Source organism: Stenotrophomonas sp. STEN038 (assembly GCF_056759895.1).
The window spans coordinates 26,642-40,785 of sequence record NZ_JBRRDW010000024.1; the positions used below are offsets into that span (position 1 = coordinate 26,642).

The following is a 14,144-nucleotide window of genomic DNA, read 5'->3' on the forward strand; positions in this document are numbered from 1 at the left end:
TAGGCCTGTTCGCAATGTCCGCTTTGATCTGTGGTTCCCTTGCCTTTGACACCATCATGGTGTTCCCGGACCAGTTCAAGAACCACATCCTGCCGGACAAGGTGCACATCCTGAATGTGTCGTTCCTGGTGCCGCGCATGCGCCGCGAGCTGGGTGGCTGCGCCGGCAACATCGCCTACAACCTGAAGCTGCTGGGCGGCAGCCCGATCCCGATGGGCACCGTGGGCCAGGACTTCGGTCCGTACCGCGAGCACTTCGAGCGCATGGGCATCGACCTGAGCCAGGTGCGGGTGCTGGAAGACATGTTCACCCCGCAGTGCTTCATCACCACCGACCACGACAACAACCAGATCACCGCCTTCCACCCGGGCGCGATGATGCGTTCGCATGAAAACCACGTGCGCGACGTGCCGGGCGTGAGCTTCGGCATCGTCGCTCCGGACGGCCGCGAAGGCATGATCCAGAACGCGGCTGAATTCGTGGAATGCGGCATTCCCTTCATCTTCGATCCGGGCCAGGCGCTGCCGCTGTTCAACGGCCCGGAACTGCGCGAGTTCATCGAGCAGGCCGACTACGTGGTCGTCAACGACTACGAGTCCAACCTGCTGCAGGAACGCACCGGCTGGAACGAGAAGGACATCGTCGCCCGGACCAAGGCCTACATCACCACCCAGGGCCCGCGCGGCGCGATCATCCATACCCCGGAAAAGAGCTTCGACATCCCGCCGGCGCACGAGCGCCGCGTGGTCGACCCGACCGGCTGTGGCGACGCCTTCCGCGCCGGCCTGATCTTCGGCATCGAGAAAGGCATGGATTGGCTGACCGTCGGCCGCATGAGCAACCTGATGGGCGCGCTCAAGGTTGAACACCCGGGCACGCAGAACCAGCGCTTCGACTTCGCCGAGTTCAACGACCAGTTCAAGCAGCAATTCGGCTACGGCCTCTAAGAAAAACGGCGCCTCGGCGCCGTTTTTTTTTGCATGGGTCGCCGACCACGCAAACGGCAAACCGCACCCGGTAGTGCCGAGCCATGCTCGGCAGGGGCTTTACAAGCGAAAAGCTCCCCTCACCCCAACCCCCGCTCCGCGCCCCGGCCCTTGCGCTGGCGCAAGTTCGTTCAACAGGGGCACAAACCGATGGTTTGTAAACGCCCCTCTTTCACCCCGCAAGCGGGAGAGGGGCTAAAAGCGTAGTGCCGAGCCATGCTCGGCAGGGGCCTTACCCGCAATCTGCCGGCCACATGGCATTTGTGGGAGCGGCGTAAGCCGCGAAGCTGGTGATGCTGGATTGCTGGCGAATTCGGCAATCTGATGGTGTGCGAGCTTCGCGGCTTACGCCGCTCCTACAAACCGGCTGCGGCCCGCCACTGCTGCAGCAACTGCGCGCAATCACGTATCCGCCACTGCGCCATGCCCGGCCACGGATCATCCGGCACATTGATCAGAATCCCCGGTACACCCGCGGCCTTCGCGGTGGCCAGGTCGTAGTAATGATCCCCGACCATCCGCATCTGCGCCGGCAACACCTGCCAGCGCTCCGCAAAGAACTGCAGCCCAGCCGGTGACGGCTTGGGCTCCACTTCCCAGCGCCCGATGATTTCCTCGGCGGCAAAACACTCCGCCACACCAATCGCCGCCAAGGTCACCTCCGCCAGCTCACGCGCATTGCGGGTGAGGATGCCCAGCCGGCAACCATCGGCATGCAGCGCGCGGATCAAGGCCACCGCACCTGGCGCAGCTACTGATGCTTCGGCCAACGCACGCTCGTGCTGCATCAACCAGGCATGGCTGTCCGCCGCCTGCTGCGCCGGCAGGCTGGCCAGATGTTCAAGAATGTCCGCGCCGGCTGGAATCCGCAGCTCGTGCCGGATCAATTCAAAATCATGCACCGGCTCGGTCAGGGTGCCGTCCATGTCGAACACCCAATGACGGCTGGCGGCGACGTCGCAACGCCCCGCCACATCAACGAGCACCGGCATCAATCCCAGTTCGGCATCTGACTGCCGTCCAAGCCACCGACCTCGAACACCGCCTTGCGGGTGCCACCAGCCAACACCGGGAACTCGATCTCGATGACCTTGGCCTTGCGTGCCTGCCGCCATAAGCCGCGGTTGTCATCAATGAACATGGCAATGGCCTCATCGGTATCCGGGCGATGCGCGGCCATGCTGCGGGCCGGCGTCCCATCGACGCTGACCTTGACCTGGCAGGCGCGATAGCAAACCTTGGCGAAGTCGCTGGACTGCAGCACCAGATAGGCGTGGCGCTTCCACTCCGGGTGATCGCGGAACACCAGGTTCACCTGCTTGGGGCCAGTGCTATCCACTTCCACGCGGTCTTTGCTGAGGATCGCTGCCGAGCGCTGGGTACCGCCCTTGACCGGCACCTGGTTGTAGCTCCACAAGGCCTGCATGCGGCGCAGCTCGCTGGCGACAGTGGCCTTCTCCCGAACCTCGGCAAAGCCCGGCTCGATGCGCTTGGCCGTTTCCGAATCGGGGAACTGATCGAGCAAGGCGGCGCCGTGGATGCGCGCTTTTTCCCAATCGGCCGCGGTAACTGCAGTGTCGTAGAGCTTGCCGATACCTTCGGCGTCGGCTTCGCGCTTGGCGCGCTCCTGTGCAGCTGCAGCTTCTTGTTGCTGGCGCTCGGCCTCCGGGTTGCTACAGGCGGCCAGGGCGAAGACGCAGAGGGCGCCGAGGATCAGGGGTTTCATCAAACAGCTCCGGTGAACGTGGCGCGGTACGGGCGCGCGATGGGCTTCACTTTAGAGCATGTTGGGGAATCGGGAGTCGCTTTGGCTTTGGCTCTTATGCCGTCATTCCCACCCACGCGGGAATGACGGCATTAAACGCAACCGCAACCATCATTCCCCGCCAACCCGCCACCAATGCGTAGAAGGCGCAGGCGCACGGATATCCAGTCGCTCGCCCATCTGCGGTGCAGTCAACACCACACCCTGTTCCGCCGCCAACGCGGTGATCCGCTCGAACGGCTCGGTCCATGGATGCAAGGCCAGATCAAACGTACCGTTATGGATCGGCATCATCACCTTGCCGCGCACATCCAGATGCGCCTGCAGGCTCTGCTCCGGTTGCATGTGCACGCCCGGCCAATCGGCGTCGTAGGCGCCGGTCTCGACCATCGCCAGATCAAACGGGCCGTAGCGCTCACCGATCTTCGCAAAGCCATCGAAATAACCGCTATCACCGCTGAAGAAGATCCGCGTGCGGCCGGTATCGATCACCCACGATGCCCACAGGGTGCGGTTGCCATCGGACAAACCGCGACCGGAGAAATGCTGCGCTGGCGTGGCTGCGATCTTCAAGCCTTCCACCCGCGTTTCCTGCCACCAATCCAGCTGGATGATCTTTTCCTGCGGCACACCCCAGGCCAACAGGCGATCACCCACGCCCAACGCAGTCACGAAGTGCCGCACTTTCGGCGCCAGCGCCAACACCGCGCCGTGATCGAGGTGATCGTAGTGGTCGTGCGAAATGATGACGCCGGTGATCTCGGGCAACTCGTCGATCGACAGCGGCGGCGCATGGAAGCGCTTGGGCCCCATGAACGAGAACGGCGACACCCGCTCGGAGAACACCGGGTCGGTCAACCAGAAGTGTCCGTCCAGCTTCATCAGCATGGTCGAATGGCCCAGCCGCCACAGGCTGTCGTCGGGCGCGTCCAGCAGCGCCTGCCTGGTCAATGCATGCACAGGGATCGCCACCTGCGGCGTCGCATCGGCCGGCTTGTCGAACAGGAACCGCCACCACACCTTGGCACCACGCACGAAGCCGAGCGGTACCTGCTTGGCCACGTTGTGGAAGCGCCCCTCGCCGTATTGCGGCGACTGGTCATAGGAAGCGGCCGGATGCGCACCGCAAGTCAGCAAGCCAATGGACATGGCAATCAGCACCGTAATGAGGAGGAGGAAACGAGGCAGGCGACGCTTCATGGCTGGGCTTGCCGTTAAAAGTACACTGACGAGTCTACTTCCATTTCAAGGAAAGTAAACTGAACGGTGTAAAATGACCTGATGAACGACCCCAAGCGCCCGCTCCGCCTGACCGACCGCAAACGCGAGGCCATCCTGCGCGCGGCAGTGGCCGAGTTCCGCGAGCTGGGCTTTGCCGGCACCAGCATGGACCGCGTCGCCGCCACCGCCGAGGTGTCCAAGCGCACGGTCTACAACCACTTCGCCAGCAAGGACGAGCTGTTCACCGCCATCCTCTGGCAGCTGTGGGAAGCGAGCCAGTCGCTGGATGCGCTTGCCTACGATCCGGCCCGGCCATTGCGTGAGCAGTTGCTGGCCTTCGTCGCGCAGAAGCTGCGCCTGCTCAGCGATGCCAGCTTCATCGACCTGTCGCGGGTCGCCATGGCCGAGCTGGTGCATGCGCCGGAACGGGCGCGGGCGATGATGGACAAGCTGGCCGAGAAGGAAGAAGGCCTGACCACATGGATCCGCGCCGCGCAGGCCGATGGCCGCCTGCGCGACGACATCGCCCCGGCCGACGCCGCCCACCAGCTGCAGGGCATGGTCAAGGCATTCGCGTTCTGGCCACAGATCGCGATGGGTGCCGCGCCCTTGGATGACAGCGCGCAGCAACGGGTGATGCGCGACTGCGTGGACATGTTTCTGGCGGTGCGTGCGCTCACGCCCTGAGTTCGGCGCACACCCACTCCGTCAGCCTGCTGCAGGGATCATCGCCCGGATGCACGAACGACCGGGGTGACTACAGATGTAGTTACCTTTGACACTGCGACGGCAAGGCTGCCATTCGTACACTCCGCGAACACGCCCATCGGGCCCTTCGCAGACACAGGCAACGTGCGCACTTCACTGAAATGGGCTTCACTGTTGTTGTCCGTACTACCGCTCCACGCCCTCGCCGCCGACCAATGGATCCTGGCCACCGATCTATGGGGCAACAGCGCCAAACAGACCTTGAATCTGGACGTGCAAGGCGCGCGTGTCAGCGGAACACTGGGCGGTGATCCGATCAGCGGTACGTTGAACGGCACGCAGCTGAAGTTCACCGCAACCGGCAGCGACGGTCAGGTCTATCACTACGACGGCCGCATCGATGGCAACCGCATGCAGGGCCGCAGCGACGAGCCGGACACCAACAACCGCAGCGCGCGTGCAGCACACGATTTCAGCGCCTGGCGGGTGCCGGTTCGGCCAGACACCGCACCGCGTGTGCACGACTTCACGCCCAGCGATTACTCCAATACCTTCAGCGCCGAGCGCGCCCCGACGCTGGTGATCTGGCCGGGCGACTCGGTGCAGACCAAGACCCTGGATTCCGGCGGTGTCGATGAGCACGGCATTACCCGCGCCTTGTTCGGCAACCCGCAGGTCGGACCGTTCTTCGTCGCCGGTGCCGAGCCCGGCGACACCCTGGCGATCACCATCAGCTCGTTGAAGCTCAACCGCGATTACGCCGATAGTCTCGACGGGATCGTTGGCCGCCTGAAGACACCGCGCATCGCTACAGAGACCGCGACGCTGGGCAAACCGGTCCGCTGGGAACTGGACCGCGTACGCGGCATGGCGCGCCCGCAGGGCGCGAGCGGCGCATTGAAGCACTTCGAGATCCCGGTCAAGCCGATGCTCGGCGGCCTCGCCGTTGCACCGGGCTTCGGCTACCCGCCGTTCTCCACCGGCGACACCAGCGACTTCGGCGGCAACATGGATTTCAATGCCGTGGTTGAAGGCAACACGGTGTACCTGGAGGTGCAGCAGCCCGGCGCATTGCTGTATGTCGGCGATGGCCACGCGCTGCAGGGCGACGGCGAGACCAGTCAATGGGCGTTGGAAACATCGCTGGACGTGGTGCTGAAAGTTGAACTGATCAAGAAGCAGTCCATCGCCACGCCGCGCGTGGAATCGCCTACTCAAATCATGACCCTGGGGCAGGCCGGTTCCAGTGATGATGCACTGCGGCTGGCGACGTCGGGAATGCTGCAGTGGCTGCGCCAGTCCTATGGCCTGGATATGTCACAGGCAACGCAGGTGTTGGGCGTGGCGGTGCAGTACAGCGTGGTCAATCTTGCAGGTCGCAGCGTTGGTGTGGCGGCGAAGATCGACAAGTCGGTATTGAAGGACCTGCCGCTTGGGGCGGCAAAGCGCGGCAATTGAGGGCTGCGATCGAAGCCTGATTGCGGCTACGGTGCAGGAAGCCGACGCGCCCGGCATCGTCGTACAACCTGCTCAACACCGCCGCTGTCATGTATGTAGTGCCGAGCCATGCTCGGCAGAGGCCTTACCGGTAGGGTCCAGCCGAGCATAGCTCGGCTCTACAAAATCGGCAGAGACCTTACCGGTTACGCCCAGCCGAGCATGGCTCGGCTCTACAAAAAAGCTCCGCGCGAAGGGCGCAGGGTGCGCTGCGCCTACCCTGGCTGCAAAGACCTGCAGATATGGGACCACGCAAAAACAAACGGCGAGCCGAAGCTCGCCGTTTGTGTTGAAGCCGGCTGACGCCGATTACTGTTTCGGTGCAGCTTCAGCCTTGGCGATCATCGCCTCCACCGAGGCGGTGGTGATCGGGTGGTAGCCCGGCTTGGCCTTGGCGAATACTTCCTTGGCGAAGGCCAGACCTTCCGGCGTCTTCAGCAGTTCAGCGTAGATCGGCAGCACCAGCTTGCGGCGGCCGACCTTCTGGATGAACTCGCCGGCAGCAGCCTGTGCATCGGTGTAACCGCTGCGGATTGCCAGCGGGTACCAACGCATCGCGATTTCGCCGTTCGGGGTACCGGTGAAGTGGTAACCCTTGTCCAGTTGCGCCAGCTTCTCGACCGGCAGCTTCTCGCCCATGCCATCGATGAAGCGCACCCATTCCTGGGTGTTCCACTCGCGGGTCACCTGGCTGTTCGGCAGCGAGTCGCTACCCAGGAAAGCGATGCGTGCGGTGTCGACCACGGCGAAGTTACGCGAACGGGCCTTGCTGGCGAACGCCGGAATGCCCGGCTCTTCCAGCCATGCCTTCAGTTCGGCATCGGTTACCGCCGTCGGATTCTTCGGCAGCAGGTTCTTCTTCATGTACTCGACGAACTGGTCGGTGTTGGCGCTCTGGAAGGCATGGTCGTCGAACCAGCCACGCAGGAACGGATCAAACACCGCACGACCAAAACGCTGCTCCAGGAACTGCAGGAACCACGCGCCCTTGACGTAAGCCACCTGGCTCAGCGCATCGTCCGGGTCACGCTCGTTGAGCGGCGGCAAGGCCAGCGCCTGGTCGGCCGGGCTCATGTCCTTCACTTCGTTGAGCAGATCGGTCTGGTCGATCTCGCGCTCCATCTCGGCCATCTCGGCGCCATACAGCGCCTCGGTGATGCGGCCCTGCACGTAGGTGGTGAAACCTTCGTTGAGCCAGATGTCCTTCCAGCTGGCGTTGGTCACCAGGTTGCCGGACCAGCTATGCGCCAGTTCGTGCGCGACCAGCGACACCAGCGACTTGTCGCCAACGATGACGGTCGGGGTAGCGAAGGTCAGGCGCGGGTTTTCCATGCCACCGAACGGGAACGACGGCGGAAGCACCAGCATGTCGTAACGGCCCCAACGGTATTCGCCGTACAGGTTCTCGGCGGCACCGATCATCTTCTCGGTGTCTTCGAATTCCTTGACGGCCTTGTTGACCATGGTCGGCTCGGCCCACACGCCGGAGCGCTCGGAGATCGGCTCGAACACCAGGTCACCGGCCGCAATGGCCAGCAGGTAGGACGGGATCGGCTGCGGCATCTTGAAGGCGTAATCGCCATCGCGTGCAGCCTTCGGATCGTTGTCGGCGCTCATCAGCACCATCACGTCCGGGCGGCTGGTGACATGCGCGCTATAGGTGAAGCGGACGCTCGGGGTGTCCTGCAACGGCACCCAGGAACGGGCGTGGATCGCCTGCGACTGGCTGAACATGAAGGGCAGCTTCTTGCCCTCGGTCATGGACGGCTCCAGCCACTGCAGGCCGGAGGCGGTCGGCGCGGTGTGGTAGGTGATGCGCACCGAGGTCGGCTGGGCCGGGGTTTCGATGCTCAGCTTGCTACCGAACACCTTGTCGGCCGGCGCCAGCACGAACTGCAGCGGGGTAGCAGCGCCATCGGCGGCGAGGGCCTCGACCTTTTCAACGGTCAGTTCGCGGGTATCGAGCAGCAGCTGCTTGGCAGCCTTGTCCTTCCACTCCAGCGTATAGGTGGCGGTGCCACCGATCTGCTTGGCGTCGAAATCGACCTTCAGATCCAGCGCCACGTCCTTGATGACGACCTTTTCGGGTTCAGCGTAGGAGCTTTCATCGTGGCTGCGGCTGACGGTATTCACGGCGGCGGCGGGCTTCTGGGCGACGGGGTCGACGGTGGGGGCTGCGGGTTCTTTGGCACAGCCGGCGACGAGCGCCACGGCCAGGGGCAGCATCAGGAACGAAGAACGCATTGATCTGGAACCGGTTCAGGGAACAACCTGTGATTTTAAACCTGAAAGGCCGTGGCGGATGCGGCAGTGCTGCAAGCGACTCTCCGCAGGCTTTGCGGAAGCTGCCGGAATGCGTGAATCAGCTCCCGCTCTCGGGCCACGGTAGTGCCGAGCCATGCTCGGCAGGGGCTTTACCAGCAAGATCAAAAGCGCCCCTCATCCCAACCCTTCTCCCGCAAGCGGGAGAAGGGCTAACGCAAAAACAAGCCCAACCAGCCCATGTAGTGCCGAGCCACGCTCGGCAGGGGCTTCACCAGCAAAGGCAAAGGCAAAACCAAAAACCAAAATCCCACCTACAAAAAAAGGCGGCCAATGGCCGCCTTTTCCTCAACCCACCCAGCATCCAAGCCTCAAAGCTTGTAACCGGAGTGGATCGACACAATACCCGCACTCAGGTTCTTGTAATGGCAGCGGCCAAACCCGGCCTCCGTCATCATCTCCTTCAGCTCTTCCTGCGGCGGGTGCTTGCGGATGCTTTCGGCCAGATACTGATAGCTGTCGGCATCACCACGCGCAAACAGCTTGCCCAGCTTCGGCAGCACCTTGAACGAGTGGAAATCGTAGATCGGCTTGAACCAGTCCACCGTCACTTCCGAGAACTCCAGCACGCGCGCCTGCCCGCCTACCTTCAGCACGCGGTACATCTCGCGCAGCGCGGCTTCCTTGTCGGTCACGTTGCGCAGGCCGAAGGAGATCGTCACCAGATCGAAGCTCTGGTCCGGGAACGGCAGCGCCTCTGCATTGAGCTGCACCCACTCGAAGCCCGAGACCTGGCCGCGGTTGGTCAGACGGTCGCGACCCACCGACAGCATGCCGGCGTTGATGTCACCCAGCACCACGCTGCCTTCGGCGCCGATGCGCTCCTTCAGCAGCACCGCGATATCACCGGTACCGCCGGCCAGATCCAGTACGCGGTCACCCGGCTTCACCTGCGCGGTGGCTACGAAGTAGCGCTTCCACAGCCGATGAATACCCAGGCTCATCAGGTCGTTCATCACATCGTAGTTGTCGGCCACGGAAGTGAACACCTGGCCGACAAGCTTCTGCTTGTCCTTGGCCGGTACATCGCGGAAGCCGAAGTGGGTGGTGCCGGTCTTGTAGGGGGATTCGCTCATGCCGCTGATTATCGCACCGACAGCCCGATTGCGGCGCCAGCAGGCTGAATCCGGCCGCTATGATGATCGCCACAGCACTACAAGGACCTTGCATGATCACCACCCCGGACTACCGCGCCCTGCTTGAAACCGCCATCGCCGAGGCCCGCCAAGGCCTGGCCGAAGGCGGCATTCCGATTGGCGCAGCGCTGTACCACAACGATGGCCGCCTGCTCGGCTGCGGCCACAACCGCCGCATCCAGGAAGGCGACCCGTCCATCCACGGCGAAACCGACGCCTTCCGCAAGGCCGGCCGCCAGCGCGGCTACCGCAACACCATCATGGTCACCACCCTGGCCCCATGCTGGTACTGCAGCGGGCTGGTACGCCAGTTCAATATCGGCACCGTGGTGGTGGGTGAATCGGTCAGCTTCCCCGGCGGCATCGACTGGCTGCGCGAGAACGGGGTGAACGTCATCGACCTGAATGACGCCAGCTGCATCGAGATGATGGGCCGCTATATCGCCGAGAACCCGGACGTCTGGAATGAAGATATCGGCGAATAACGTGACGTTATCTGAACAAACCCCCATTAATCTCATCAGTAAATTAGACGCTGTAGCCAGATCGTAAGAAAAACAGCGGTATGCTCGGGGTACAGGGGCACTGCCATCGAGGTGAAGCGATGTATACAACGCCCATCCAACACAGCAGTCGCCAATCCCTCCAGCGTGCTGGGGAGCAATTGCGACAGCAGTACGCACAACATCGCTGCTCGGCCCCGTTCTGGGATGCCTACCAACAGGTTCAACGTGAACTGGTGGCGGCATATCCGGAACATCAGGCCGAGCTCTGCAACCGCCTTGCGGTATTTGCCCAACGTCTGGGCGCGGTTGAGAAGGCTCAGTTACTGGAGCTGGCGGTTACCGAAGCATAGAAAAACCGGGCCTGGCCCGGTTTTTTTTTGCTCCGATTTCGGTAGTGCCGAGCCATGCTCGGCAGGGGCCTTACCGACGCCGCACCGGTTTTGTAGGAGCGGCGTAAGCCGCGAAGCTCGCAACGCTGGAATAACCGGCATGCATGCCACTTGATGAATCACTGGCTGCGCTGCTTACGCCGTTTGTGTTTGTCGGGAAAGCCCCTGCCGAGCATGGCTCGGCACTACGCCGCTCCCTGGCCGAGCGCTTTCTGCCCCTCCCTTTTGCGCAGCAAAGGGGAGGGTTGGGGAGGGGTTGGCTTTTGGGCTTTCCAGGCCCGGAGCTGCCCTCACCCCAACCCCCGCTCCGCGCCCCGGCCCTTGCGCTGGCGCAAGTTCGTTCAACAGGGGCACAAACCGATGGTTTGTAAACGCCCCTCTTTCACCCCGCAAGCGGGAGAGGGGCTAAAAACAAAAGGCGCCTTTCGGCGCCTTTTGCTTGCAACACCCCTGCCCCGTTACGGCTGCGGCAGGTCGCCGTTCTTGGCCAGCTGCTTGCGGTTGAACAAGCGCTGCACCACCACGAAGAACAGCGGGATGAAGAACAGGCCGAGCAAGGTGCCAACCACCATGCCGCCCAGCACGCCGGTACCGATGGCGCGCTGTGCACCCGAACCCGCGCCGGAGGCGATCGCCAGCGGCAACACGCCCAGGCCGAAGGCCAGCGAGGTCATGATGATCGGACGCAGACGGTCGCGGACCGCATGCATGGTCGCTTCGATCACGCCCGCGCCCTTCTCCAGATGCTCCTTGGCGAACTCGACGATCAGGATCGCGTTCTTCGAGGTCAAACCCACGGTGGTCAACATCGCCACCTGGAAGTACACGTCACGCTCCATGCCGCGCATGGTGTTGGCCAGCACCGCACCGAGAATACCCAGCGGGGCAACCATCAGCACCGCGGTCGGCACGCTCCAGCTTTCATACAGCGCAGCCAAGCACAGGAACACGATCAGCAGCGACAGCGTGTACAGCAGCGGCGTCTGCGAACCGGCCTCGCGTTCCTGGTAGGACACGGCCGTCCACTCGATGCTGAAACCAGCCGGCAATTGCTTGGCCAGCTTTTCCACTTCCAGCATGGCGTCGCCCGAGGCCACGCCCGGTGCGGCTTCGCCCTGGATTTCCAGTGCGGAGACACCGTTGTAACGCTCCAGACGCGGCGAGCCGTAATCCCAACGCTGGCTTGCGAAGGCCGAGAACGGCACCATCTCGCCGGAGGTGTTCTTCACCGTCCACAGGTTGAAGTCTTCCGGGTTCATGCGGAAGCCGTCATCGGCCTGCACATAGACGCGCTTGACGCGGCCACGGTCGATGAAGTCATCGACGTAGCTCGAACCCCAGGCGGTGGCCAGCGTGCTGTTGATGGTGTCCAGCGACAGACCGTGCGCACCGGCCTTGGCAACGTCGATATCCAGACGCAGCTGCGGGGTGTCGTCCAAACCGTTCGGGCGGACGTTGGCCAGCAGCTTGCTTTCACCGGCCATGCCCAGCAACTGGTTGCGTGCATTGACCAGCGCATCATGGCCAGCGCCGCTGTTGTCCTTCAGGAAGAAGGTGTAACCCGAGGCGATACCCAGCTCCGGCATGGCCGGCGGCGGGAAGGCGAAGATGAAGGCGTCCTTGATCTGGCCAAGCGCCGCCATCGCGCGCCCGGTGATCGGCCCGACGCCCTGGTCGGCACTACGCTCGCTCCAGTCCTTGAGCTTGACGAAGGCCATGCCCGAGTTCTGGCCCATGCCCGAGAAGCTGAAGCCCTGCACCGAGAACACCGATTCAACCGCGTCCTTCTCGTTCTTCAGGAAGTGGTCTTCCAGCTTGTAGATCGACTCCAGGGTACGTTCCTGGGTAGCGCCGACCGGTGCATTGACCAGCGCCATCAGGATGCCCTGGTCTTCATTGGGCAGGAACGAGCTGGGCAGGCGAACGAACAGCAGGCCCATCACCACCGCCAACGCCAGGAACACCGCCATGAAACGGCCCGGGCGATTGAGGATGCCGCGCACACCACGCTGGTAAGTACCACTGGTGCGGTCGAAGCTGTTGTTGAACCAGTTGAAGAAGCGACCCGAGATGCCCTTGTGGGCAACGTGGTGCTCGCCCTTCTTCAGCGGCTTGAGCATGGTGGCGCACAGTGCCGGGGTCAGCACGATGGCGACCAGCACCGACAAGGCCATCGCCGACACGATCGTCGCCGAGAACTGCCGGTAGATGACGCCGGTGGAGCCGCTCATGAAGGCCATCGGCACGAACACCGCCGACAGCACCAGGCCGATGCCGACCAGCGCGCCGGTGATCTGGCTCATCGACTTGCGGGTGGCTTCCAGCGGCGACAGTCCTTCCTCGGACATGATGCGCTCGACGTTCTCCACCACCACGATGGCGTCATCGACCAATAGGCCGATCGCCAGCACCATCGCGAACATGGTCAGCATGTTGATGGAGAAACCCAGCACCGCGAGGATGCCGAAGGTACCCAGCAACACCACCGGCACGGCGATGGTCGGGATCAGGGTGGCGCGGAAGTTCTGCAGGAACAGATACATCACCACGAACACCAGCACGATGGCCTCAAGCAGCGTCTTGACCACGCCCTTGATCGACACGCGCACGAACGGGGTGGTGTCGTACGGGATCAACGCCTTCATGCCGGCCGGGAAGTTGGCCTTCAGTTCGTCCAGGGTCTTGCTGACGCCCTCGGCGGTTTCCAGCGCGTTGGCGCCGGTTGCCAGGGTGATGGCCAGGCCGGAGGCCGGCTTGCCGTTGTAACGGGTGACGAAGTCGTAGGTTTCAGCGCCCAGCTCGACGCGGGCAACATCGCCCAGCTTCAAGGTGGAGCCGTCGCTTTCGGTACGCACCACGATGTTGCGGAACTGCTCCGGCGTCTGCAGGCGGTCCTGCGCATTGATGGTGGCGTTGAGCTGCTGGCCCTTGACGGCCGGTGCACCACCCAACTGGCCCACGGCGACCTGTGCGTTCTGCGCCTTGACTGCGGCGGTGACCTCGTCAACCGAGACCTTGTAGGTCTGCAGCTTGGTCGGGTCCAGCCAGATGCGCATGGCGTACTTGCCACCGAACACCTGGATCGAACCCACGCCCGGTACGCGGCTCAGCGGATCAACGATGTTGGAACCGACGTAGTCGGAGATGTCGTTCTCATCCATGCTGCCGTCTTCGGAGACGAAGCCCAGCACGTTGAGGAAGCCCGAGCTGGACTTGGCAACGTTGATACCTTGGCGCTGCACTTCCTGCGGCAACAGCGGCATCGCCAGCTGCAGCTTGTTCTGCACCTGCACCTGGGCGATGTCGGAGTTGGTGCCGCTCTCGAAGGTCAGGGTGATGCTGGCCTGGCCGTTGGAGGAGCTGTTGGAGGAGAAGTACATCAGGCCGTCCAGACCCTTCATGTTCTGCTCGATGATCTGCGTCACCGAGTCCTCGACCACCTTGGCCGAAGCGCCCGGGTAGCTGGCGGAAATGGACACCGCAGGCGGCGCGACCTCGGGATACATCGAGATCGGCAGCTTGAGCATTGCCAGCGCGCCGGCAAGCATGATGATGATGGCGATGACCCACGCGAAGATGGGCCTGTCGATAAAGAAGCGTGCCATGTAGTTCTC

General features: G+C 63.1%; 11 protein-coding genes. 5 read left to right on the top strand and 6 right to left on the bottom strand.

The window, feature by feature from the left end; genetic code table 11:
- Positions 1-14 precede the first annotated feature (14 nt).
- Positions 15-947, top strand: a complete 933-nt coding sequence (locus ACVOLS_RS11525) for a carbohydrate kinase family protein (RefSeq protein WP_481545722.1) — start codon at positions 15-17, stop codon at positions 945-947.
- 395 nt (positions 948-1,342) lie between these two features.
- On the opposite strand, the gene ACVOLS_RS11530 is transcribed toward ACVOLS_RS11525, so the two are convergent.
- From ACVOLS_RS11530 to ACVOLS_RS11540, 3 genes are all read right to left on the bottom strand, one after another.
- Positions 1,343-1,978: an HAD family hydrolase gene (locus tag ACVOLS_RS11530; RefSeq protein WP_481545723.1), complete on the bottom strand. Its 636-nt coding sequence runs from the start codon at positions 1,976-1,978 to the stop codon at positions 1,343-1,345.
- Positions 1,978-2,712: a hypothetical protein gene (locus ACVOLS_RS11535; RefSeq protein ID WP_481545724.1), complete on the bottom strand. Its 735-nt coding sequence runs from the start codon at positions 2,710-2,712 to the stop codon at positions 1,978-1,980. Before ACVOLS_RS11535 ends, ACVOLS_RS11530 begins: the two co-directional genes overlap by 1 nt.
- 150 nt (positions 2,713-2,862) lie before the next feature.
- The gene (locus tag ACVOLS_RS11540) at positions 2,863-3,900 is read right to left on the bottom strand and encodes an MBL fold metallo-hydrolase (RefSeq protein ID WP_481545725.1); all 1,038 of its coding nucleotides are present in this window, start codon (positions 3,898-3,900) and stop codon (positions 2,863-2,865) included.
- A 132-nt stretch (positions 3,901-4,032) separates the two neighbouring features.
- On the opposite strand from ACVOLS_RS11540, the gene ACVOLS_RS11545 reads away from it, so the two are divergent.
- On the top strand, positions 4,033-4,659 hold the full coding sequence (locus ACVOLS_RS11545; RefSeq protein ID WP_481545726.1) for a TetR/AcrR family transcriptional regulator: 627 nt from the start codon (positions 4,033-4,035) through the stop codon (positions 4,657-4,659).
- A 165-nt stretch (positions 4,660-4,824) separates the two neighbouring features.
- Positions 4,825-6,138, top strand: coding sequence for an acetamidase/formamidase family protein (locus tag ACVOLS_RS11550; RefSeq protein ID WP_481545727.1), 1,314 nt, complete (start codon positions 4,825-4,827; stop codon positions 6,136-6,138).
- A 348-nt stretch (positions 6,139-6,486) separates the two neighbouring features.
- On the opposite strand, the gene ACVOLS_RS11555 is transcribed toward ACVOLS_RS11550, so the two are convergent.
- Positions 6,487-8,421: a M1 family metallopeptidase gene (locus ACVOLS_RS11555; protein ID WP_481545728.1), complete on the bottom strand. Its 1,935-nt coding sequence runs from the start codon at positions 8,419-8,421 to the stop codon at positions 6,487-6,489.
- A gap of 389 nt (positions 8,422-8,810) precedes the next feature.
- Positions 8,811-9,575 carry a bifunctional demethylmenaquinone methyltransferase/2-methoxy-6-polyprenyl-1,4-benzoquinol methylase UbiE gene (ubiE, locus tag ACVOLS_RS11560; protein ID WP_481545729.1) on the bottom strand — a complete coding sequence of 255 codons (765 nt, stop codon included), beginning with the start codon at positions 9,573-9,575 and terminating at the stop codon, positions 8,811-8,813.
- A gap of 92 nt (positions 9,576-9,667) precedes the next feature.
- Here ubiE and ACVOLS_RS11565 point away from each other — a divergent pair, with 92 nt between their 5' ends.
- Together ACVOLS_RS11565 and ACVOLS_RS11570 are read left to right on the top strand one after the other, a co-directional pair.
- Positions 9,668-10,120 carry a nucleoside deaminase gene (locus tag ACVOLS_RS11565; protein WP_303747502.1) on the top strand — a complete coding sequence of 151 codons (453 nt, stop codon included), beginning with the start codon at positions 9,668-9,670 and terminating at the stop codon, positions 10,118-10,120.
- Positions 10,121-10,239: 119 nt separating this feature from the next.
- Positions 10,240-10,491 (top strand): hypothetical protein, encoded by a 252-nt coding sequence (locus tag ACVOLS_RS11570; protein WP_303747503.1) that lies wholly within the window; start codon positions 10,240-10,242, stop codon positions 10,489-10,491.
- Positions 10,492-10,988: 497 nt separating this feature from the next.
- Here ACVOLS_RS11570 and smeE read toward each other — a convergent pair whose 3' ends face one another.
- Entirely contained in the window at positions 10,989-14,135 is a 3,147-nt protein-coding gene (gene smeE / locus ACVOLS_RS11575) for a multidrug efflux RND transporter permease subunit SmeE (RefSeq protein ID WP_481545730.1), read from the bottom strand.
- Between the last annotated feature and the right edge of the window lie 9 nt (positions 14,136-14,144).